Origin of the sequence: Synechococcus sp. WH 8109 (assembly GCF_000161795.2) — a bacterium.
Lineage (GTDB): Bacteria > Cyanobacteriota > Cyanobacteriia > PCC-6307 > Cyanobiaceae > Parasynechococcus.
This window is the reverse complement of sequence record NZ_CP006882.1, coordinates 531,036-553,322: the sequence shown is the minus strand read 5'-3', so window position 1 is coordinate 553,322 and position 22,287 is coordinate 531,036. Positions and strand designations below refer to the sequence as shown.

The window sequence follows — 22,287 nt, the reverse complement described above, 5'->3', positions numbered from 1 at the left end:
CGACGGCTCCGTACGATCCTCCGATCAACGGTGCCTCCATGTCTCCCAGCGCTTCTCTTGCCGGACAGACCGCCCTGGTGACGGGAGGAGGTCGCGGCATCGGCCGGGCCATCGCCCTGGCCCTTGGCGCAGCCGGTGCAGAGGTGGTTGTGAACTACTCCAGTTCAGCTACAGCAGCCGATGAAGTTGTCGCTGCCATCACCACAGCAGGGGGCAAGGCCTATGCCCTGCAAGCCAATGTTTCGGTTGAGGCAGAGGTGGATGGCCTGATCAAGACGGTGCTGGAACGCAGCGGCCGTTTGGATGTGTTGGTAAACAACGCCGGCATCACGCGGGACGGCCTGCTGATGCGAATGAAAACCGACGATTGGCAATCGGTGATCGACCTCAACCTCAGTGGAGTGTTCCTCTGCACGCGAGCCGTGGCACGCCCAATGCTGAAGCAGAAGAGTGGTCGGATCATCAATATCACCTCCGTTGTGGGGCTGATGGGCAACGCGGGACAGGCCAACTACGCCGCCGCCAAAGCGGGCGTCATCGGTCTCACCCGCAGCACCGCCAAAGAGCTCGCCAGCCGTGGCATCACCGTGAACGCCGTGGCTCCGGGTTTCATTGCTACAGACATGACCAAGGGCCTCGATGCGGAGGCCATTCTCAAAGACATCCCCTTGGGAACCTTTGGCACCCAAGAGCAGGTGGCCGGTGCCGTGAGCTTCCTTGCCGCCGACCCGGCCGCGGCCTACATCACAGGCCAGGTGCTGCAGGTGGATGGCGGCATGGTGATGGCCTGACCCTCGGTATCAGGAATCAAGGGGTTGAGCCAACTCATCCCGCAGGCGGCGGATGCGCTGGAGCAGGCGTAACCGACGACTTCGGGCGGTAGCTGTGAGAAAGATGCGCAAGGGCACGTAAACCAGGGCCATCGAACCGGCCAGCCCCGCCATCAGAACAAAAAACAGCGCTCCGGATTCACCCATGATCGGACCCTAATCAGTTCATTTGAGAGCGGCATCTGGGCAGCCCCCAACCATTCGGCTTTCCCCACCACAACCCCTCTCCACGAGGGCCACATCGCTGTGGGACAGTGACCAACGGCGTGCCCGCGACTATGGCCAAACTCCTTTCCTTCTCTGACGAATCCCGCAGCGCCCTGGAGCGGGGTGTGGATGCACTCGCCGATGCGGTGCGCGTCACGATCGGCCCCCGCGGTCGCAACGTTGTGCTCGAGAAGAAATTCGGCGCACCAGACATCGTCAACGACGGCGACTCAATCGCCCGTGAAATCGAACTGGACGACCCTTTCGAAAACCTTGGCGCCAAGCTGATGCAGCAGGTGTCCTCAAAGACCAAGGACAAGGCCGGTGACGGCACCACGACCGCAACCGTGTTAGCTCAGGCCATGGTGCGGGAAGGTCTGCGCAACACCGCTGCTGGCGCAAGCCCTGTGGAACTCCGCCGAGGCATGGAGAAGGCAGCTGCACAGGTCGTGGCTGGACTGGGCGAGCGGAGCCAGGCTATCGCCGGCGATGCCATTCGTCAGGTGGCCACGGTGAGCTCCGGGGGTGACGACGAAGTCGGTCGGATGATCGCGGAGGCGATGGACAAGGTGAGCACCGATGGGGTGATCACGGTTGAGGAATCGAAGTCTCTGGCAACGGAACTGGAAATCACCGAAGGCATGGCCTTCGACCGGGGCTACAGCTCCCCCTACTTCGTTACAGATGCTGACCGACAGGTCTGTGAATTTGAAAACCCCCTGATTCTGCTGACGGATCGCAAGATCAGCACGATCACGGATCTAGTCCCCGTGCTGGAAACCGTTCAGAAGAGTGGTTCTCCACTGCTCATCCTGTCTGAGGAAGTGGAAGGCGAAGCCCTTGCAACCCTGGTGATGAACAAGAGCCGTGGTGTTCTGCAGGTGGCCGCTGTTCGGGCACCCTCCTTTGGCGAACGCCGCAAGGCAGCTCTGGCCGATATCGCCATCCTCACGGGCGGAACGCTGATCAGCGAAGACAAGGCGATGACCCTCGACAAAGTGACCCTCGAGGATCTCGGCAAAGCACGCCGCGTCACCATCAGCAAGGAGAACACCACGATCGTCGCCACCGACGACCATCGCCAGGCGGTAAGCGAGCGCGTCGGCGCGATCCGACGTGAACTGGAGGCCACCGAATCCGACTACGACCGCGAAAAGCTCCAGGAGCGGATCGCCAAGCTGGCCGGCGGCGTGGCTGTAATCAAAGTCGGTGCACCGACGGAAACGGAACTGAAGAACCGCAAACTGCGGATCGAGGATGCCCTGAATGCCACCCGTGCCGCCATCGAGGAGGGCATCGTTGCCGGAGGCGGCAGCACTTTGCTGCAACTCTCCGACAGCCTGGATGCATTAGCTGCATCCCTGAATGGCGACCAGCGAACCGGAGTGGAGATCGTGCAGCGGGCACTGACGGCGCCGATTCATCAGATCGCCACCAATGCCGGTCAGAACGGTGACGTTGTGATCGCGGGCATGCGCAGCAGCGGCCAGGGATTCAATGCCCTAAGTGGTGCCTACGAAGACCTGATGGCTGCTGGCATCGTTGATGCCGCCAAGGTGGTGCGCTTGGCCGTGCAGGATTCGATTTCGATCGCTTCTCTGCTGATCACCACTGAAGTTGTGATTGCCGACAAACCGGAACCCCCTGCACCGGCTCCCAGCGGAGACGGAGACCCCATGGGTGGCATGGGCGGAATGGGTGGCATGGGCATGCCCGGGATGGGCGGAATGGGCATGCCCGGGATGATGTGATCAGCTGATCATTCCCTGGCGATAGGCGATCACCTGGAGGTCCACTCCGGTGATCGCCGTCCCCACAACAACGGTGTCGGCTCCGGCCTGCAATGCCAACCGTGCATCCGCTGGAGAAGCAATTCCCCCCTCACAGATCAGACGAACCGAGCTGGGAAGTTCAGCTCGAAGTTGGGGGAGCAGATCAAACGCAGGGGGGCGCTGCTGTGCCGTGTCTTCCGTGTAGCCGTAGAGCGTGGTCCCAACCCAGTCACAGCCCAATTCGGCTGCGCGCAAACCATTCTCCAGCGAATCCACATCAGCCATCAGCGGGGCCCTCAACTCATCACGGCTGCGCTGAATCAACGCGGCCAGGTCTTGCCCTGCAGGCCGCGGACGGGCTGTGGCATCAATCGAGATCACATCGGCCCCCGCAGACCAGACGGCCTGAATTTCTTTCCAGCCCGGAGTGATGTACACCGAGCTGTCCGGGAACGTGCATTTCCATAAACCAATGATCAAGGCATCCGGACAGCGTCGACGCACAGCACCGATGTGTTCAGGGCTTTCCAAGCGCACACCCACAGCCCCATTGCGTAGGGCGGCATCCGCCATGGCAGCGATCACGTCGGGATCGCGCATCGGCGAACCCTGGGGTGCCTGCACCGAAACGATCAGCCCCTGATCCAGGGATTCAGGGTTCGGAATCATGGGGTTCAGGACGCCTTGGGGAACGCGTCATCCTCTTGGCGGGGAAGCCAACGCCGCAGCGAACGGGGCGTGCTGATCGGTGGGGCCGGCACAGGAGCAGCCGGGAAGCTTTGTTGAAGCAGCGTTTCTTCAGTCGCAATCTCTTCCTTTTCGGCAATCGTTTCTTCTTCAGCGATCGTCCCGTTCTCAATCACCTCGTCCTCCAGCAGCAGGTCGTCTTCAGCAGCAATCTGCTCCTCCTCTTCAACGACCATTTCCTCCTCCACGACGGCCTCGGTTTCAACCAAAACGTCATCTTCAGGGGCCATCTCGTCTTCAGCAGACATCTCGTCCTCTGCGACAGGCATCGGCGCAGAACTGAACTCATGCTTCGAAGCTGAAGGCTCCGGCAAGCTCAGATCAAGCTCAGCTGCTCCGTCAAAGCCGTAACGGTGAACCCACTGACTGATCAGACCCGCCAGCAAGGAGTCATCACCTGAGGTTCTGGCCTCCTGGATCTGAAGGGCCAGAGCGTTCTGTCGAGGTGACGGCTGCTGGAAGGGAGAAGAAAGCACGGATTCAGGAAAGTTTGCGGTTGAGCAGAGGGCGAATCGCAAGAAACAGCCCGATGGTGAGTAGCAGAAGGATCAGCAGACAACTGGTGCCGGTGAGATCCCCATAGGGGGCTTCCAGCAGAACGGCCGAAAGGTCCAGAGGACCCTGGTAAGCCGCTCGAATGGGTTCTATCGCGAAGGTAAGGGGATTCAAGGCCGCAAGCCAGCCCAGCCAGGTCGGCATGAACGACAACGGGGCCAACGCCGTGCTGGCAAACAGCAACGGCAAGTTGGCCACAAAAATCACAGCGATCAACTCGATGTGGCCTGGCAATGCGAAGGCCAGTCCGAGACTGAGGGCCGTCACAGCAAAAACCAGAAGCAGCAGCGTCACCAGCACCAGGGCGAGGCCGCTGAGACCGGGCCATCCGTAACCGAGCACAGCTGCCGTTCCCATGATCGCCAGACTCTGCAACAGGCTCAGTGCCGTGATGTAGATAACCGACGCCAGCACAATGGAACTGCGGCTTCGCAGCGGTGCCACCAGCAGCCGATTGAGGAAACCGAATTCGCGGTCAAACATCACCGGCAGGCCGGCATTCAAAGCACCGCTGAAGGCTGTGAAGACAATCACTCCGGCACCCAGAAAACGGCCGTAGCTCATGCCTCCTGGCAACAGACCCTCAGGGGCATTGGCGAAAAGTGCACCGAAGAGAATCAGCCAGATCAGGGGTTGCAAGACCCCGGCAATCAAGGTTGAAGGGCGACGGGTCAACTGAAGAAACAAGCGCCGGGTGAGGGCCAACGTTTCCTGGCTCAGCTCAGCGAGGGCTCCGGATTGCTGCTGCTGGATAGCAACAGATGCTGTTGGGGAAGTCATCGTTGGGAGTCAACGCATGGATTGACGCTTTTCCTGTTTGACGTCGCGCTGGCCTGCGATGGCCAGTTCAGCGTCCATCAGGGTGCGTCCTGTGGCCTGAAGGTAGACATCATCGAGGCTGGGACGGCTCTGGGCCAGAGCAAACACAGGTAAACCTGCAGCCTCAAGGGTCTGACGCAGCTGATCGATCACGGCCCCACCCTCGATCACCAAGTTGAGGGAAAACCCCTGGGAGCGGTTCACCACCACCTGACGCACCCCATCCAAGGGTTCCAGCAGTGCACGCACTTGCGTGGCCTCATCGGCAGTGCTGAACTCTCGGATTCGCAGAGTCACGCGATCACCCCCAAGCCGTTGTTTGAGCTGGTCTGGGCTGCCTTCGGCAATCACACGACCGGCATCGATGATCGCCAACTGATCCGCCAAAGCCTCCACTTCTTCGAGGTAGTGACTGCTCAGGAGAACAGTGGTGCCCTCATCAACCAACTGACGCAGCAGCTGCCAGATGGCACTGCGGCTCTCGATATCCAGTCCAACGGTCGGTTCATCGAGCACGAGCAAGCGGGGGCGGTGCAGCAGACCAGCCGCCAGGTCCAAACGCCGGCGCATGCCGCCGGAATAGGTACCGCAGCGGCGACCAATCCAGTCGCCCATCGCGAGGCGGTCAATCAGATCGGCGATGCGGCTTTCGCGAACGTTCCGGGGCAGGTGGTAGAGATCGCCTTGCAACTGCAGCAGTTCCCGACCACTCAGGATCTTGTCGATAGCCACCTCCTGGGCCACATAGCCCATGAGCTGGCGCACCTCACGTGGCTGCGCCAGACCATCAACACCCCCAACAATGACTGAGCCGCTGTCGGGAGCGAGCAAGGTGGCGAGGATGCGCATGGCCGTTGTTTTGCCGGCACCGTTCGGGCCAAGCAACCCGTAAAGGCATCCTTCAGGAACGGTGAGATCAAGCTCACGCAGAGCCGGTACCGAGCCGTAGGCCTTTGAGATCTTGCGCAGTTCAATCAACGCCATCAGGCACCGTCAGGGACTTTCTCGGCCAATTCAGGGAATCTAGAGAGTGCTCATTGCACTGCCGTTGGCAGGGAGAGAAGTTGCATCACCTGGTGGGCAAAGCCTGAGGCCAAATCCGTCCGACTGAGAATGAGCAGCAGGCACAGACCGAACAGATAGAGGATCGACCAACGGAACAGGGCCTTGGCATTCACGAGACTGTCGGGATCCAGAGACAGCCGATCGACGAGCTGCAGCAATCGACCGTTGTAAGGCAGCAGCATCACGCCATAGAAAGCGCCACCTGAAGGCAAAGCAAACACGCCCAAACCGCTAAGCAGGACAGTGATCCAGCCGTAGGTCTTGATCGCCCTTGCCGTCACCACAGGCCCCTTCACCACGGGCAGCATGGGGATCCCGACAGCGCGATAGTCCTCACGCAACAGCAGGGCTAAAGCCCAGAAATGGGCTGGCGTCCAGACCATCACCAGAGCGAACAGCCACCAGCCCCCTAAGCCAACATGGCCCGTGGCGGCCGCCGCCCCCACAAGGGGCGGAATAGCCCCGGCGACCCCACCGATGACGATGTTCTGGGACGTGCGCGGCTTGAGCAAGGCTGTGTAGAGCAGCACGTAACTGCAGAGGCCGAGCAGGGACAACCCAGCAGCGAGACAGTTCACACCGCTCACCAGAAGCATCGCCGCCGCCAGGGTGCAGGCGATGGCGCCGATGAATGCACTGGTGGACGACAGCCGACCAGAGGGAAGTGCGCGACCGCTGGTGCGGGCCATCCGACCATCGAGATCCTGCTCCCATAAGCAGTTCAGAACCCCTGCAGCAGCGGAGGCAAGCGCCCCTCCCCCCAGAGTGCAGACGAGCCGAGGTGATGAGAGTGGCCAGCCTTCACTGAGAGCCATTCCACCCAGGGTGGTGGCCAGCAGAAGAGGGATCAGGCGGGGTTTGGCAACTTCCAGCCAGGCCGGAAGTTTCACCCGCTTGCGGGAGGGGACCACCTCCTCACGGGTCGGACGAACGGTTGCAGTGATTTCAGCCATGACAGGCCTCCAACGAGGTGTCGTCGAGGACGACGGAACGGGACGGTGAGGGGAGGTCCGGAGATCGGACCAGAAGCGCCGCCAACAAAGCGATCAGCAGGGCAGCCACGAGCTGATGCGCAACGGTCACTGCCGGTTGCGACAAACCAAGACGAAGGGTGAGAACGCCAAGAGCCACCTGAACCAGCACCAGGAGCACGGCCCCACCAAGCCAGGGCCACTGCTGGCGAGCCCAACCACCCGCCAGGACTGCTGCCCCGGCGAAGCCGAGCACAACAACGACCACCGGCATCGCCGTCACGCGATGGGAGAGAACCAGCTGGCAGGCCTCTCCTCCAGCAAGGCAACGCTGCCCTGCCCAAGCGGTGGCCATGCGACCACCGAGCAGGCACTGCACAAAGACCGACATCAGGCCAAGCAATGCCCCGATGCGCCACCACAGAGGAGCGACGACAACAGTGGGATGAAGCAAGCGTTGGGTCAGCCCACTCAGAAGCGCCACAAGGGTGAGAGCGAGTGCCAGGTGGGCTGTCACCACACCGGAAGGGAGCAGCTGGGTCACCGTCAGCGCACCCAAACCTCCCTGCATCGCCACAAGAACCATCAGGCCAGCGGCAAGCCACGGCAGCCATCGCGGGAGTTGGCGCCGCCGAAGCGTCGTCGCCACAGCCATCACCACCAGGGCAACGCCGATGACGAAAGCATCGAGGCGGTGAAACCACTCAAGAAACACCTGAACGTTCATCTGGCGACCCGGCAAAAACGAGCCGAAGCACAGGGGCCAGTCCGGGCAGGCCAAGCCGGCCTCCATCACCCGGGTTGCTCCACCGATGACAACCAAGGCGATCACAGCAACCACAAGGTGAGCCGACAACAATCCAAGACGTCGACGCAATGTCGACAATGAGGAAAGCATCATCGAACAAGCTCCATCCGATGCACCCAAAAGGGATTGCTTTGACCGTAGCGATGCAGAAGATGACGTCACGCTGTGTGGACGTCTGCAACACAAACGAGGAAAAATCATCCCCTTTTCCTGACAGAAATAAGGCCTTAACAATCACTTCATGGAGAACCGCAGCCAGCCCCATACGCTGTTGAAAACCTGGGATTGATCAGGTGCAGATCCCATCCGCCATTCTCACGTTGGTGATCGGGATGGTCCTTGCTCTGGGCGGCCTTTGGATCGGCCAGAACATCAACCTCCTCCCCATCGATGCGAGCGCAAACGCGCCGATTTACGACGAGCTTTTTAAGGTTCTATTCACAATTGGCAGCATTCTATTTATTGGAATCGTTGGCCTTCTCGTCTTCAGCTTGATTCGCTTTCGGCGACGCAGCGGCCAGCTCGGCGACGGCCTGGCCATCGAGGGAAATCTGCCACTTGAAATTTTCTGGACAGCAGTTCCTGCTGTTGTGGTGCTTTTTGTTGGTCTGTACAGCTACGACATTTACGACCGGATGGGTGGCATGGTGCCTCTGGCCCATGACCACATGGGCGGATCCCACGAAGAACAGATCTGGGGAGGCATCAGTTCAGGCTCGATTGAATCAGCGGCAGCAACAAATGTTTTACCCGTTGAGGTAACAGCCATGCAATTTGCCTTCCTCTTTCATTACCCAGAGGGAGACATCACATCAGGTGAGCTTCATGTTCCAGCCGACCGGCCGATCACACTGCGGATGGAAGCAAAAGACGTGATTCACGCCTTCTGGGTTCCTGAATTTCGCTTGAAGCAGGACGTCATTCCTGGCCAACCTACCCAGCTGAGTTTCACGCCCACACGTACCGGTCGTTATCCAATTGTGTGCGCCGAACTCTGTGGGCCCTACCACGGTGGAATGCGCTCCACCGTGGTGGTGGAAAGTCCGGAGGACTGGGACAGCTGGTACAGGGACAACGCAAAAACCGCACCTGAAGACGAAATGCCCCCCATCGCAAACGCCTGACATGACCATCAGCTTGCCCCCGGAAACATCCAGTCCTCCACGGCTTCAACCCAGCGGCTGGTTGCGGTATTTCAGCTTCAGCGTTGATCACAAGGTGATCGGGCTGCAGTACCTCGTCTGCGGCTTTGTTTTTTATCTGATTGGCGGTGCCCTTGCCGGCGCCATTCGCACAGAACTCACCAGTCCCGTGTCCGACTTCATGGCACGTGATGTCTACAACCAGGTGCTGACACTCCACGGCACGGTGATGATCTTTCTCTGGATTGTCCCCGTGGTGAATGGTGCTTTTGGGAACTATTTGATCCCTTTTTATGTGGGTGCAAGGGATATGGCCTTCCCGCGCCTGAATGCCGTGGCGTTCTGGCTGATTCCTCCAGCAGGTTTGATGCTGATCACCAGCTATTTCCTCACTGGTGCTGCACAATCGGGCTGGACGGCCTATCCACCCCTCAGCATCACCACACCAGCAACTGGCCAAATCATCTGGATCCTGAGCGTGTTACTCCTGGGCGGAAGTTCGATCTTCGGAGGCATCAACTTCATCGCCACCATTCTCAAACTGCGACGCCCCAGCTTGAAATTGATGCAGCTCCCCATGTATTGCTGGGCGATGCTGGGCACCAGCATTCTTGTGGTTCTCTCAACACCGGTTCTGGCGGGAACATTGGTGTTACTGAGTTTCGACATCGTTGCCCATACAGGCTTCTTCAACCCCACCCTTGGGGGCAATGTTGTGGTTTACCAGCATCTGTTCTGGTTTTATTCCCACCCAGCCGTTTACATCATGGTCTTGCCGGCCTTCGGCTTGGTAAGCGAAATCCTGCCAGTTCATGCCCGCAAGCCGCTGTTCGGCTACGTGACGATGGTGTATTCGATCATGGCAATCGTTGTGTTGGGCCTGATTGTGTGGGCGCACCACATGTTCACCAGCGGTACACCTCCCTGGATGCGCCTGTTCTTCACCATTGCAACCGCATTCATCGCCGTACCCACCGGCATCAAATTCTTCAACTGGTTAGCAACACTCTGGGGCGGTCGCATCAGCCTCAACAGCGCCATGCTGTTTTCCTGCGGCTTCATTGTGAACTTCGTGCTCGGAGGCATCACAGGTGTCGCTCTGGCGCAGGTGCCATTCGACATTCATGTGCACGACACCTACTTCGTTGTCGCCCACTTCCACTACATCGTCTTCGGTGGATCGGTGTTCGTGATCTTCGCCTCGATTTACCACTGGTATCCCAAGTTCACCGGCCGGATGCTCAACGAAGATCTCGGCCGCCTGCACTGTGCCCTCACCTTCATCGGCTTCAACCTGTGCTTCGGCCCTCAGCACTGGCTGGGCCTCAATGGGATGCCGCGACGCGTGGCTGAATACGACCCCCAATTCACTCTGATCAATCAGATCAGCTCCGTCGGAGCTCTGCTGATGGCCATCAGCACCCTGCCCTTCCTGTGGAATGTGATCCACAGCGCCCTCAGCGGTCCTGTCGCAGGCGACAACCCCTGGAGAGCACTAACGCCCGAATGGCTGACCAGTTCACCGCCGCCGGTCGAAAACTGGATTGGGGAGGCCCCTCTGGTGGAAGAGCCCTACGGCTACGGAGTCCCACCGGACGAGCTGGACCTGACCGCAACCAGCGGTCGTGACCTCTGGAGCAGCGGCAAATGACCACAACAGTTCCCACGAAGGATCAGGACCACAGCCATGGGGGGCATGCCGAGCATCCCGATCACCGCATGTTCGGCCTGGCCACGTTTCTCGTAGCGGACGCCATGACCTTCGCCGGATTCTTTGCGGCCTACCTCACCTTTAAAGCGGTTAACCCCCTACCAGATGGAGCCATCTATGAACTGGAGCTGCCCCTACCCATCCTCAACACCGTTCTGCTCCTGGTGAGCAGTGCCACCTTCCACAAGGCCGGTCAGGCGATCCGACAGGACGACCACGGCCGCTGTCGACGCTGGCTGCTGATCACCGCAGGCCTCGGTCTGGCCTTTCTGGTGAGCCAGATGGTGGAGTACTTCACACTCCCCTTCGGCCTGACCGACAACCTTTACGCCAGCACCTTCTTCGCCGCCACGGGATTTCATGGTCTCCATGTGACCCTCGGCGCCCTGATGATCCTGATCGTCTGGTGGCAAGCGAGGCAGCCGCAGGGCCGTGTGACTGCAGCCGACCACTTCCCCCTGGAAGCAGCGGAGTTGTACTGGCACTTTGTTGATGGGATCTGGGTGATTCTTTTCGTGATCCTTTATCTGCTCTGATCCCTTGCCTTGATTGGCGAGCGTGGCCAGAATTCAGTTGAATTAACTCCTGAAATGCTGGTCGGCAAGGAACTGCTGGACAAGGCCAGATCGCTCAGCAATCGGCCGGAAGATGACATCGCCCGCGGGTGCGGCTACGTCGGCCCAAGCGGACGACTGCTGAAAAAGAGTTTTTATCGGGCCCTGGTGGAGGCCAAAGCTGCAGCCCAGGGATGGCAATTGCCGAAAAGCAGCAGCAGTTCCTCGGGCGGAAGCCGGGGTCGTCAGGCCGATTTCCGCACCCGTGTGCATGGCAACGGCAACCTGCTGATTGGCCACGCCTACACCCGTCGGCTCGGCCTCGAACCCGGCCAGGAGTTCAAGATCGAGCTCCAGCGTGACTCCGGAATGATCGTTCTTCAGCAGATGGATCAAGACCAGCCGTGATCGGCCAGCCAGTTGGCTGACAGATCATCAGTCTTGACTTGGCCATCGGCGTTTCCGGCATCGGCAGCAGTGGCATGCAACAGCCGCTCGGCGTAACGGACCAGTTGATCGGCCTCCAGGTTCACGGTGTCCCCGACAGCTAGGTGTTTAAGGGTCGTCGCCTCCCAGGTGTGGGGGATGACGGCGAGGCTGAACGTCGTTCCATCGGCTGAACATTCGGCCACCGTGAGGCTGATCCCATCCACCGCGATGCTGGCCTTCTCACAGACATAACGGCCGAATCGGGGATCCGACCAGCGGATCGACAGGGCCCAGGAGTGGGGGAGGGTCTCCACGCAGGTGACTTCACCGGTGGCATCCACATGACCACTCACCAGATGACCACCAAGGCGGTCGCTCAGCCGAAGCGCCGGCTCGAGGTTCACCGCTCCACCACGATCCGCCTTGCGTCCCAACGTGGTGCGGCGCAGGGTTTCCTCACTCACATCGGCCCGGAAACCATCCGCCATCACCTCTGCCGCTGTGAGGCAAACGCCATCCACAGCCACGCTGTCGCCAAGGGCCAACGGGGAAAAAGGAGCGCAGCCCGAAACCACCACTGCCCCGGCACGTCGCTCGATCCTTCCAACTGACTGCACCAGCCCAGTGAACATCGCTCCCAGCGGCTCTCTAGCCATAATCGGATAGAGCTGCGCCTCCGACATGGTCGAAATGAGCGTCGCCGGAATCGCCCTCGATGCCGCCAGCCGCACACCCATGGTGCTGCTGAGGGATCCAAGTGGCCGACGTCAGGTGCCGATCTGGATCGATCAGGCACAAGCCCACAACATCATGGCCGGATTGCAGGAGGGATCACCGCCACGACCCCTCAGCCATGACCTGATGGCAGCACTGTTGGTGGCTGGGGGTCTCGAACTGGAGCGCGTGATCGTCCATGCGATTGAAGACAGCACCTTTCATGCTGTCTTGAAGCTGCGACCTGATCTGGACGAAGCGGAGTTGGCTGAAAACGAAGTGCTGGAACTGATCGAAGTGGATGCCCGACCCAGCGACGCCATTGCTCTCGCGATCCGCACGGGTAGCGGCATCTGGATGCTGGAAGAGGTGGTAGCGGAAGCCTCGATTCCGGTGGATGCGGAGGCGGATGCTGAAGATCAAAGTGCCTTCAGCCGTTTCGTCGACGACCTCAGCCCTGCAGCCTTGGTGCGCCATTTGCGCAACCAAGACAGCGAGACGCCCTCGGAGGAGTGAACACCCGCGCCTTCGGCAGCGGCCGCCCCGTCAGCCTGTTCACCCTCGGCACGATGCGTGGCCTGAACTCGGCGGCCCAGATGGCCGAGGTGCTTGACGCGGCAGCAGCAGCTGGGATCAACCATCTGGAAACCGCCCCGGCCTACGGACCTGCGGAACGTTTTCTGGGAGAGGCCCTTCGCCAGAACAGCCACAGAGCATCTGACCACTGGGTGATCACCAGCAAACTTCTGCCAGGGGTGAGCTTCGAGGAAGGACAACGCCGCCTTGATCAAATTATGGAGCGCCTGGGCTGTCCACAGCTCGACAACCTCGCCATCCATGGCATCAACCGGGAGGAGCATCTGGACTGGGCCCTGGTGGGTGATGGGTCCAAGCTTCTGGACTGGGCCGTCAGCAGTGGCCGCGTCAGCCAGGTGGGCTTCAGTAGCCATGGCAGCAACCCGCTGATCGATCGGGCGCTGCGCAGCCAGCGCTTCAGTTTCTGCAGCCTGCACCTGCATTGGCTGGATCCCCAGCGCCTGCACCTGGCTCGTTGGGCCCTGGCGCACGGCCTCGGTGTGATGGCGATCTCCCCTGCCGACAAAGGTGGTCGCCTCCAGGCCCCCAGCCCAAAACTGGTGGAGGACTGCACCCCCTTTGCCCCCCTCGAGCTGGCCTACCGATTCCTGCTGGCACAGGGCATCAGCACCCTGACCGTTGGGGCCTCAGCTGCAGGGGATCTTCAACTCGCCGCAACCATGGCGCAGGGGGATGGGCCCCTCAGCCAGGCCGAGCAAAAGGCTCTGGTCACGGCAGAAAGGCGGCAGCAGGAACGGCTTGGCCAGGAGCATTGCAAGCAGTGCCAGGCCTGCCTTCCCTGTCCGAAGGAGGTTCCGATCCCCGAACTCTTGCGACTGCGCAATCTGGCCATTGGCCATGGGCTCACCGAATTTGCGCAGGAGCGTTACAACCTCATCGGCCGTGCCGGTCACTGGTGGGAAGAGCACGACGCCTCCGCCTGTGAACGCTGTGGGGAGTGCCTACCCCGTTGCCCGCATCACTTGCCCATTCCTGATCTGCTAGCGGACACCCACCAACGCTTGAAAGCTTCACCGCGAAGGCGGCTCTGGAGCTGACTCACGCCAGCGCTCTTCCAAGGCACTCCGGTCTTCGGGCAACAGCGGTGGCAGCGACCAGCAGCGCGACCAGGTGTCTGAGGATGGAAAGAGCAGAGGCCGCAGACGCGCCGATAGGGCGTTCTGGTCCACCATCAGCCCTGGCGATGCAATCGGAGCCCGCCATCCCTGCTGCACCAATCGGCGACGCAGGGGATCCCGCCATCCCTGCTCGACCCAGCGCTGGGGAACCGGTTCACGACTGGCCTCCGGCCTGAGCAGAACAGTCCAGTGCAAGGGGGCACCGGAGGCAGGCAGGATCGCGCGAAGACGAGGATCCCGCCCCAACAAAGCGATGCAGCGGCTCAGTGGAAGAACCACCACCTTGGCCTCACCCTTGAGCAGCCAGTTGGTGGCGTGACGATCGTCATAGGTGAGGGGCTGGCGACGCAGCGCAGGCAAAGCCTGGCTTCCGCCCAAATGGTCCGCCAGGCTCATAACCAAGCGGGGGCTGGCGGGAAGCACCACACGCCCTGCCATGGCGGAATCCAGCAGGAGGGGCCACCCCTCCTGGGTCATGGCCGGGTCATCCCGCAGCAGCATCACCCAGGGGCTGACGGCCAGCGGCAACACCCGATCCTGCAGAGCACCGAGGCTGGCCAGCAGAGCCTTGGCCTGAGCATCCAACTGGCTAAGGAGCGGTTCAGAGGCAATGGGCTGGAGCGAGTCCGCTGGATGGGCATCAAGCCACCCATCACCGATCACCAACAGATCGGCAAGCGCCTGATCCGCCGGCCTCCAGTCCAGCTGGGCTGGAGCCAGCGTCAGGCGCCAGAGCTTGGGCAAGGCATCAGCCCACGCTTTCGGCAAAACCCCAGCGGGAGCCATCAGGGTTGGCGCGGATTTCGCCGGACGACAGCCCGCCAGCAGCACGGTTCCCGTCGCCCCGATCATCTGGAGCACTTGGCGCCGGCGCAGGGGACCCAACCGCTCTCTCCAGAAGTTCATGGGCTTGACGTTACGGGGCGGCTGAGCAGCTGCTCCAGGGCGTGCTCACAATCCAGCACCAGATCGGCACAAGAACATCCACGCAGCTGGGCGAGCAGCAAAAGAGCGCCGGCCCCCACCCCTTCTTTCACATAGCCCCGTTCGAAGTCCCGCAAGGGTTGATGGGTGCTGCTGTGAAAACGCACGCCGCAGGCCAGAACGGAGAGGGCGGCAGCCAGGTGGCTCGCGGTGGCATCCACCAGCCCGCCGAAGGGGGACTGATCTGCAGCATCCGCACCCTCATCAGCGAGCCAACCGGTGGTGCCGATCAGCACCTGGGCCGCCAGATGGTCCCGCTGACGGGCGGGCAAAGCATGCATTGCCAAAGCCAGAACAGCCAGCATCTGGCAACCGCCGCCCAGCAACAACGGTTGTCCCGCGGACACCGCACCCACCAACACCCCTGCAGTGAAGGCCTGAAAAGGGTCACCAACAGCAGCCAGGATCTGCTCGGCCGAAGGATGCTCACCAAGCGAAGCCCGCTGAAGCCCTCGGACAACGAGATCTTTCTTGAGTTGCTGCGGCGGATGAAGAGCACTACCGCTGATCAGATGGGCAACCTCCACGCCGAGGGCCGTCAACACCGCTTGAGCGGTTGTGGTGCCCCCTGGAACACACTCCGCCACCACCAAGGGGCGTTGCAACCGCCGCCCCAGCAGCTCTCCCTGTCGCCACAAATGCTGCACCCGCGGCAATGGCATCGCCGCACCACTGGACAGACAGGCCGAGGGGCCTTGGTCCAGTGGCTCGATGTTCAGGTGAGGAAAATCGGGTTGCTGGGCCAAGCCGAGGGCCGCCACCTGCGGCCTCAACTTCAAGCGTCGCGTCGCAATATGGCTGAGCAGGGCGGGGGAGACGCCAGCGGGCAGCGGCGGCAGAGGCCAACGGCGCTGCCGCGCCGGTCCGTGGATCAGAAGCTCCGCATCAGCCAGGGCGGTGTAGCGCCGCGAAGCCACGGTGGAGCCAGCGGCGGAAATCCCTTCATGCTCAGCCGTTTGCGTAGCCGCTAGAACAAGCAAAAAATCCAGCGCTTGATCTTTGGAGGTCCAGGGACGAAGTGCCGCTGCGTCCAACGTGCTTGCGCCGATACCTCCCAGCTGCTGGCAGCCCTCAGGCAACACCGAGGGTTCAGAGGGGATCGAGGGCAATGAGTCCATGTAGCAGCCTCGGGGGCTCCGGAATCGGTGATTTCAGGCGGGGAAAGATCCAGTACGCCAGAGCATGAAGGGACAGCACATAGATGACCTCCTGAACCACCACCAACAGCAACGCCATCAACTGCACCTGGATGAGATCCGGTGCGATCGGCAGATGCAGTACCGCGATCAAGCGCTCAAGCAGAGCGGAACCGGCCCGGGTGATCACGACCCAGAGGTTTTCTCCCACCAGCAACGACAGCACCAGAACTCGCACCAAAAACCCTGCTGTTCCAAGAACAACGCCTCCCGACCAGCTCAGCCACCAGCTGATCCCGCGGCACCAGCTCCAGCCCAGCCAGAGCGACAAAAGCCCGTAGGGAAACAGCAGCAGCGGTCCACGCAAAGGACCCATCAAGGCGGTGAGCAGAAGCACAGAGAGCAGCAGACCCTCTGCACCGGAACGGTTGCCACGACGCAACTGCAGCAGGATCAGGGGCAAGGGAAGGGCCAGACGGAACAGCGCACCACCCACCGGCAAGTAGTACAAAGCCAACCAGATCAGCCCAGTCGCGGCCGCGAGATATGCCCCCTCAACCAGCCTCAGAGCCTGCTGGCGGCTCAACCGGGGGGTCGCGTCGGTCATGGTTCAACCCGCTCAATCCGTTCCACCGCAAAGCCAACATCCGCCTCACGCAGGGCGCGGGTGACGGCTTCAGCAGGAGCGGCAGGGTCGGCTCCGGCCAAACGGATGGTGATTCGGTAGGGCGCCTGGGGCAGACGTTGGGATGACACCGTCCGCGGTTTTGGCTGCGGAACAGGATCAGGAGCATCCGTTGCCTCAGGCAGGGAAACAGCCTCGGCCGTCGGCGTGGAGGGGCCCTCAGCAGTCGGGCTCATAACCGTTGGGCTGGTCTTCGCAACCGGTACAGGCGCAGCTGCCTGGGCCGGCCTGGCTTGAGGCACCGTGAAGGATCGCTCCAACTGCTCGGCGACCGGTGTGCCGGCACAGGCCTGCAGGAGACCCACAGGCAGCAGCCAAAGCAGACGGGCCATCAATTGTCAGCCGGCTTGATCACCCGCACCGCACTGGCCCTGAGCCGACCGGTCTTGGTGGTGGCAGGGGGTTTCTTGGCGGCTGGTTTTTTGGCGGCTGACTTCTTGGCCGCCGTTTTTTTCGCGGCGGTTTTACGACCGCCCTTCTTCGATGCTGCCTTGGCGGCAAGCAGTTCCACCGCCTCCTCAAGGGTCATATCGTCAGCGCCCTTGCCTTCCGGCAGCGAGGCATTCACCTTGCCCTGTTTGACGTAAAGGCCATAGGGGCCGTCATAGACCTGAATCGTTTCATCACTACCCTCCGGCTTGCCGAGGTCCTTGAGGGCGGTGCGTCCACCCCGGCCCCGTTTGGGCATCGCCAGCAGCTCAAGGGCACGGCTCAGCCCCACCGCCAGAACATCGTCACCCCCCTTGAGAGAACGGTAATCCTTTTCACCCTTTCCCTTGTCCCAGACGACATAGGGGCCAAAGCGGCCCAGCCCCGCCTGGATGCGCCCACCATCGGGATGTTCACCGAGAAGACGCGGCAAGCGGAGCAGTCCGAGGGCATCCTCCAGGGTGAGATCTTCCGGCTTCTGCCCCTTGGGCAGAGACGCGCGTTTGGGCTTGGGATTCTCATCACTCACCTGGCCCCGCTGCACGTAAGGGCCGTACTGACCGAAGAGCAGGTAGACCAAATCCCCTGTTTCCGGATCCTCGCCAATGGCTTCGGGGCCGTCGGCCTTCTGTTTGAGGATCAGTTCGGCCTGCTCTTCATCCAGATCAGCCGGAGTGATCTCCTGGGGCAAGGTGGCCTTGATCAGCTCTTCCTCACCGTCGTCGCTGACCCGTTTGGCCTCTAGGTAGGCGCCAAAACGGCCAATGCGAACCACGGAGGACAAGCCCTCTAAGTCGATGGTGCGGGATGCACCGGGGTCAATGTCCCCTTCCCGCTGCTGCACCTGGTTTTCCAGGCCCTCGTCACCCTTGTAGAAGCCCTCCAGGTAAGGCAACCACTGCACCTTGCCGTGGGAGATCTCATCGAGGGTGTTCTCCATCCGAGCAGTGAAGCTGGTGTCCACCAGTTCAGGGAAATGCTCCTCGAGCAGCGCCGTCACAGCGAAGGCAGTGAAGCTGGGGGTAAGAGCATTGCCCAAAAGCGTGGCGTAGCCGCGATCCACGATCGTTCCAATGATCGAGGCGTAGGTCGACGGCCGGCCGATGCCCTCCTTTTCCAGCATCTTCACCAGCGATGCCTCGCTGAAGCGTGCCGGCGGCTGGGTCTGATGGCCGAGGGGCTCAACGGTCTTCGGCTCCGGTGCATCGCCAACGCTCAATGCCGGCAGCAACACTTCCTGACCCTCAATGGCCGCATCGGGATCATCACTGCCCTCCACGTAGGCGCGGAAGAAACCGGGAAAGTCGATGCGCTTGCCGCTAGCCCGGAAACTGGCCTCACCTGAGCTGAGATCCACCGAGAGCATCGTGAGCCTGGCTTCAGCCATCTGGCTGGCCACAGTGCGCTTCCAGATCAGCTCATACACCGCCAGATCTCGCCCATCCAGACCGGTCTCACCGGGGGTTCGGAAGCTTTCGCCCGATGGACGAATCGCTTCATGGGCCTCCTGGGCATTGCGGGCTTTGGTGCTGAACTGCCGCGGCCCTTTGCTCAGATACTCCTTGCCGTAAAGGCTCTCCACGCAGTTGCGGGATGCGTTGATTGCCTGATCCGACAAGTGAACCGAGTCAGTCCGCATGTAGGTGATGAAACCGCGTTCATAGAGACCCTGGGCACAGCGCATGGTTTCCCGGGCTGAAAGGCGCAGCTTGCGATTCGCCTCTTGTTGGAGGGTGCTGGTGGTGAAGGGAGGCACCGGCTTGCGCACGGTGGGCTTCTGCTCCACCGCATCCACAGTCCAGGCACTGGATCGCACGGATTCAGCCAACGTCTTGGCCTCGCTCTCGCTGAGCAGCCGCACGGCACTGCCCGCCTTCAGCCCTCCGGTGCTCTCGTCGAAGTCGTTGCCGGTGGCGATCCGCTGGCCACCTACGTGAATGAGCTTGGCCTCAAAGGCACTGCCCGACTGCTCAAGCTGAGCCTTGAGGTCCCAGTAACTACCGCTGCGAAAAGCGCGGCGGGCCCGTTCCCGTTGAACCAGGAGCCGAACCGCAACGGACTGCACCCGCCCGGCGGAGAGTCCCCAGGCCACCTTTTTCCAGAGGAGAGGGGACAGGGTGTATCCCACAAGGCGATCCAAAATGCGCCGGGTTTCCTGGGCATGGACCAACTCCATATCCAGGTCGCGGGTCTGATCCAGGGCCTTGCCGATGGCCTCCTTGGTGATCTCGTGAAACACCATGCGCTTCACCGGCACCTTCGGCGCCAGCAGTTGAAGCAGATGCCAACTGATGCTTTCACCTTCCCGGTCTTCGTCAGTAGCCAGCAGCAACTGATCAGCACCCTTGAGGGCGTCCTTGAGTTCGCGAACCGTCTTCTTCTTGTCCTTCGGGACCACGTACAGAGGCTCGAAATCCGCGTCGGTGTTCACACCGAGGTTGGCCCATTTCTGCCCCTTGGCCGATGCCGGAATCTCGCTGGCGTTGTTGGGAAGGTCGCGGACATGACCCATGGAGGCTTCAACTTTGAATCCCTTGGGAAGGAAACCACGGATGGTCTTGGCCTTCGTGGGGCTCTCAACGATGACGAGGGTGTGCGCCACTAGCGGCAGGTAAACCGTTCCCCTTCTTTATCGCACCGAGCAACGCTCTGCATGACCGTCGGCGCGTCAAGCGCCGCTACAGTCGCCACAGCGCAACGGTTCCAGGCTGTCATGCCCGACATGGGTGCTTTCCTTCTCGCCACCCAGGCCATGGCTGCCCCTGGTGAGCTGCTGAATCTCTCTCTCAACGCCTCCGCTGTACTGCCCGAGGCTGCAGTCCTGCTGGCGATGATCGCCACCCTCTTGGTGGACCTGGCCGGCGAAAAGGTCGCCACACGTTGGGTGCCGCCGATTTGCTATGTGGGCTTGGGGACCTCCCTGGTGCTACTTGCCCTGCAGTGGAACGCACCGCTGGAGCCCTCGTTCCTTGGAGCCTTCCTCGCCGACAACCTGGCGGTGGCGTTCCGGGCTGTGATTGCCTTGTCAACGCTTCTTTCGCTGCTGATCAGCTGGCGTTACGCAGAGAAAAGCGGCACGCCCGTTGGCGAGTACGCCGCCATCCTTCTAGCCGCCACCCTCGGCGCCATGCTCCTTTGCGGGGCAACGGATCTGGTGAGTGTGTTCATCTCGCTAGAAACGCTCTCCGTCGCCAGCTATCTGCTGTCGGGCTACATGAAGAGGGATGCCCGCAGCTCGGAAGCAGCACTCAAATATCTGCTCGTGGGATCTGCAGCCGCTGCTGTTTTCCTCTACGGCTCCTCCCTGCTGTACGGCCTGAGCGGCAGCACCAGCCTCGACACCATCGGCCTGGCTCTGCAAACCAGCACCACACCTCTGGCTGCTTTGGCTCTGGTTTTCGTCTTGGCAACCGTTGCATTCAAGATCGCAGCTGTTCCCTTCCACCAGTGGACGCCGGACGTCTACGAAGGCTCACCAACCCCTGTTGTGGCATTCCTTTCCGTAGGTTCCAAAGCAGCCGGATTCGCCCTTGCTCTTCGCATCCTGGTGGGTTGCTTTGGTGCCTTCGACGATCAATGGAAATTGCTCTTCACCGTTTTGGCGGTGTTGAGCATGACCCTGGGCAACGTTGTTGCCCTCGCCCAGACCTCGATGAAGCGAATGCTGGCCTACAGCTCGATCGGCCAGGCCGGCTTCGTGATGATCGGCATGGTCTGCGGCACCGAAGACGGTTTCGCGGCCATGGTCCTGTATATGGCGGCCTACCTGTTCATGAACCTGGGGGCCTTCGCCTGCATCATCCTCTTCTCGATCCGCACAGGAAGCGATCGAATTTCTGATTACGCGGGGCTTTACCAGAAGGATCCCCTGATCACCCTCGGCCTGAGTCTTTGCCTGCTTTCTCTGGGTGGCATTCCGCCAATGCTGGGTTTCTTCGGAAAGATCTATCTGTTCTTTGCCGGTTGGGCGAACCACGAATATCTACTGGTGGTGGTTGGCCTGGTCACCTCAGTGGTGTCGATCTACTACTACATCTCTGTCATCAAAATGATGGTGGTTAAGGAGCCTCAAGAGGCCTCCGATGTGGTCAAGGCTTACCCAGACGTGAATTGGTCCTTGATGGGGATGCAGCCGCTTCGGGTTGCCCTGATTGGATGTGTGGCGATCACCGCCGTTGGCGGAATCCTCTCCAATCCCCTGTTCCAGTGGGCCAATACAGCGGTTGCAGGTACGCCATTGCTTCAGCAGGCCATCGCACTGTCCAGCCTGAAGGGTCTTGGCTGAGGCTGTGCAGCAGCCGGTTGCTGAGCTCAGGGGGATCAGCAAGGTCTATGGATCTGGTGATCTCGAAGTCAAAGCCCTTGATCAACTGAATCTCACCGTCCAGGAGGGGGATTACCTGGCGGTGATGGGGGCCAGCGGCTCAGGCAAGAGCACGGCAATGAACATCCTTGGCTGCCTCGACCGGCCCACCAGGGGGACTTACCGACTCAATGGCATGGCCGTTGAACAGTTGGAGGACGATGCGTTAGCCGACGTTCGCAACCGCTCGCTCGGATTTGTCTTTCAGCAGTTCCATCTGCTCGGCCACGCCAGCGCCATGGAGAACGTGATGCTCCCGATGATCTATGCGGGAGTGCCCAGGGAGGAACGGATCGAGCGTGCTCAATCGGCCCTGCGCCGCGTTGGTCTGGCGCAGCGTTTGGAGAACAAGCCCAATCAGCTCTCCGGAGGGCAGCAACAACGAGTGGCCATCGCCCGGGCCATCATCAACCGCCCCAGTCTGCTGCTGGCGGACGAACCCACAGGGGCTCTGGACTCCAGCACCACCGCAGAGGTGCTGGAACTTTTTGATGAACTCCACCAACAGGGCATCACCCTGGTGATGGTGACCCATGAAGACGATGTGGCGGCCCGAGCACAACGCATTGCACGCTTCCAAGATGGTCGGGCGCTCACAGGATGCCCACAGTGAGTGCAGTGCCCCTGCGCTAATTGAGGAGCCCCCCCCAA

Annotated in this window: 23 protein-coding genes; 10 read left to right on the top strand and 13 right to left on the bottom strand. The window is 61.1% G+C overall.

Annotation, left to right across the window (positions count from 1 at the left end; translation table 11 throughout):
* The first annotated feature begins 38 nt into the window (after positions 1-38).
* Entirely contained in the window at positions 39-791 is a 753-nt protein-coding gene (gene fabG / locus Syncc8109_RS02880; protein WP_006852012.1) for a 3-oxoacyl-[acyl-carrier-protein] reductase, read from the top strand.
* Between the two features lie 9 nt (positions 792-800).
* Here the strand turns inward: fabG and Syncc8109_RS12140 are convergent, their stop codons facing one another.
* Positions 801-977 carry a hypothetical protein gene (locus Syncc8109_RS12140; RefSeq protein WP_006850012.1) on the bottom strand — a complete coding sequence of 59 codons (177 nt, stop codon included), beginning with the start codon at positions 975-977 and terminating at the stop codon, positions 801-803.
* A 131-nt stretch (positions 978-1,108) separates the two neighbouring features.
* Between Syncc8109_RS12140 and groL the strand changes: the two genes are divergently transcribed.
* On the top strand, positions 1,109-2,788 hold the full coding sequence (gene groL / locus Syncc8109_RS02875) for a chaperonin GroEL (protein WP_025362127.1): 1,680 nt from the start codon (positions 1,109-1,111) through the stop codon (positions 2,786-2,788).
* Here groL and Syncc8109_RS02870 read toward each other — a convergent pair whose 3' ends face one another.
* Genes Syncc8109_RS02870 through Syncc8109_RS02845 form a run of 6 tightly spaced genes read right to left on the bottom strand, consistent with a single transcriptional unit; the run spans position 2,789 to position 7,867 of the window.
* The gene (locus tag Syncc8109_RS02870; RefSeq protein ID WP_006849830.1) at positions 2,789-3,478 is read right to left on the bottom strand and encodes an N-acetylmannosamine-6-phosphate 2-epimerase; all 690 of its coding nucleotides are present in this window, start codon (positions 3,476-3,478) and stop codon (positions 2,789-2,791) included.
* 5 nt (positions 3,479-3,483) lie between these two features.
* A complete protein-coding gene (locus Syncc8109_RS02865; protein WP_006851516.1) occupies positions 3,484-4,032 on the bottom strand; it encodes a hypothetical protein in 549 nt (182 codons plus the stop codon).
* Positions 4,033-4,036: 4 nt separating this feature from the next.
* Complete coding sequence (locus Syncc8109_RS02860; protein ID WP_006851998.1) at positions 4,037-4,891, bottom strand: ABC transporter permease; 855 nt, start codon at positions 4,889-4,891, stop codon at positions 4,037-4,039.
* Positions 4,892-4,900: 9 nt separating this feature from the next.
* Positions 4,901-5,914: an ATP-binding cassette domain-containing protein gene (locus Syncc8109_RS02855; protein WP_006851459.1), complete on the bottom strand. Its 1,014-nt coding sequence runs from the start codon at positions 5,912-5,914 to the stop codon at positions 4,901-4,903.
* 50 nt (positions 5,915-5,964) lie between these two features.
* Positions 5,965-6,948: a heme o synthase gene (locus Syncc8109_RS02850; protein WP_006850558.1), complete on the bottom strand. Its 984-nt coding sequence runs from the start codon at positions 6,946-6,948 to the stop codon at positions 5,965-5,967.
* Complete coding sequence (locus Syncc8109_RS02845) at positions 6,941-7,867, bottom strand: heme A synthase (protein WP_045172874.1); 927 nt, start codon at positions 7,865-7,867, stop codon at positions 6,941-6,943. The genes Syncc8109_RS02850 and Syncc8109_RS02845 overlap by 8 nt, the downstream gene beginning before the upstream one ends.
* Positions 7,868-8,067: 200 nt before the next feature.
* Here Syncc8109_RS02845 and Syncc8109_RS02840 point away from each other — a divergent pair, with 200 nt between their 5' ends.
* Genes Syncc8109_RS02840 through Syncc8109_RS02825 form a run of 4 tightly spaced genes read left to right on the top strand, consistent with a single transcriptional unit; the run spans position 8,068 to position 11,589 of the window.
* Positions 8,068-8,898: a cytochrome c oxidase subunit II gene (locus tag Syncc8109_RS02840; RefSeq protein WP_006851721.1), complete on the top strand. Its 831-nt coding sequence runs from the start codon at positions 8,068-8,070 to the stop codon at positions 8,896-8,898.
* Between the two features lies 1 nt (position 8,899).
* Positions 8,900-10,567, top strand: coding sequence for a cytochrome c oxidase subunit I (gene ctaD, locus Syncc8109_RS02835; protein WP_006851152.1), 1,668 nt, complete (start codon positions 8,900-8,902; stop codon positions 10,565-10,567).
* Entirely contained in the window at positions 10,564-11,163 is a 600-nt protein-coding gene (locus tag Syncc8109_RS02830) for a cytochrome c oxidase subunit 3 (protein ID WP_006851688.1), read from the top strand. The genes ctaD and Syncc8109_RS02830 overlap by 4 nt, the downstream gene beginning before the upstream one ends.
* Before the next feature lie 54 nt (positions 11,164-11,217).
* Positions 11,218-11,589, top strand: coding sequence for an AbrB-like transcriptional regulator (locus tag Syncc8109_RS02825; protein WP_025362126.1), 372 nt, complete (start codon positions 11,218-11,220; stop codon positions 11,587-11,589).
* On the opposite strand, the gene Syncc8109_RS02820 is transcribed toward Syncc8109_RS02825, so the two are convergent.
* Complete coding sequence (locus Syncc8109_RS02820; protein ID WP_006851455.1) at positions 11,574-12,242, bottom strand: riboflavin synthase; 669 nt, start codon at positions 12,240-12,242, stop codon at positions 11,574-11,576. The genes Syncc8109_RS02825 and Syncc8109_RS02820 overlap by 16 nt on opposite strands.
* Before the next feature lie 49 nt (positions 12,243-12,291).
* Between Syncc8109_RS02820 and Syncc8109_RS02815 the strand changes: the two genes are divergently transcribed.
* Both Syncc8109_RS02815 and Syncc8109_RS02810 read left to right on the top strand, forming a co-directional pair.
* Entirely contained in the window at positions 12,292-12,840 is a 549-nt protein-coding gene (locus tag Syncc8109_RS02815; RefSeq protein WP_006851406.1) for a bifunctional nuclease family protein, read from the top strand.
* Positions 12,837-13,958, top strand: coding sequence for an aldo/keto reductase (locus Syncc8109_RS02810; protein WP_006849845.1), 1,122 nt, complete (start codon positions 12,837-12,839; stop codon positions 13,956-13,958). Before Syncc8109_RS02815 ends, Syncc8109_RS02810 begins: the two co-directional genes overlap by 4 nt.
* Here Syncc8109_RS02810 and Syncc8109_RS02805 read toward each other — a convergent pair.
* Genes Syncc8109_RS02805 through topA form a run of 5 tightly spaced genes read right to left on the bottom strand, consistent with a single transcriptional unit; the run spans position 13,932 to position 19,875 of the window.
* Complete coding sequence (locus tag Syncc8109_RS02805; protein WP_006850473.1) at positions 13,932-14,945, bottom strand: hypothetical protein; 1,014 nt, start codon at positions 14,943-14,945, stop codon at positions 13,932-13,934. The two genes, Syncc8109_RS02810 and Syncc8109_RS02805, sit on opposite strands and share 27 nt — an antisense overlap.
* Positions 14,942-16,141 carry a nicotinate-nucleotide--dimethylbenzimidazole phosphoribosyltransferase gene (locus tag Syncc8109_RS02800; protein ID WP_025362125.1) on the bottom strand — a complete coding sequence of 400 codons (1,200 nt, stop codon included), beginning with the start codon at positions 16,139-16,141 and terminating at the stop codon, positions 14,942-14,944. Before Syncc8109_RS02800 ends, Syncc8109_RS02805 begins: the two co-directional genes overlap by 4 nt.
* A complete protein-coding gene (locus tag Syncc8109_RS02795; protein WP_006850967.1) occupies positions 16,113-16,766 on the bottom strand; it encodes a DUF2232 domain-containing protein in 654 nt (217 codons plus the stop codon). Before Syncc8109_RS02795 ends, Syncc8109_RS02800 begins: the two co-directional genes overlap by 29 nt.
* The gene (locus Syncc8109_RS02790; protein ID WP_006850221.1) at positions 16,763-17,176 is read right to left on the bottom strand and encodes a hypothetical protein; all 414 of its coding nucleotides are present in this window, start codon (positions 17,174-17,176) and stop codon (positions 16,763-16,765) included. The genes Syncc8109_RS02795 and Syncc8109_RS02790 overlap by 4 nt, the downstream gene beginning before the upstream one ends.
* Positions 17,176-19,875, bottom strand: a complete 2,700-nt coding sequence (topA, locus tag Syncc8109_RS02785) for a type I DNA topoisomerase (RefSeq protein WP_006852033.1) — start codon at positions 19,873-19,875, stop codon at positions 17,176-17,178. The genes Syncc8109_RS02790 and topA overlap by 1 nt, the downstream gene beginning before the upstream one ends.
* A gap of 111 nt (positions 19,876-19,986) precedes the next feature.
* Here topA and Syncc8109_RS02780 point away from each other — a divergent pair, with 111 nt between their 5' ends.
* Both Syncc8109_RS02780 and Syncc8109_RS02775 read left to right on the top strand, forming a co-directional pair.
* Positions 19,987-21,558, top strand: coding sequence for an NAD(P)H-quinone oxidoreductase subunit N (locus Syncc8109_RS02780; protein WP_006851709.1), 1,572 nt, complete (start codon positions 19,987-19,989; stop codon positions 21,556-21,558).
* Positions 21,551-22,249 (top strand): ABC transporter ATP-binding protein, encoded by a 699-nt coding sequence (locus Syncc8109_RS02775; RefSeq protein ID WP_006851479.1) that lies wholly within the window; start codon positions 21,551-21,553, stop codon positions 22,247-22,249. The genes Syncc8109_RS02780 and Syncc8109_RS02775 overlap by 8 nt, the downstream gene beginning before the upstream one ends.
* Positions 22,250-22,287 lie beyond the last annotated feature (38 nt).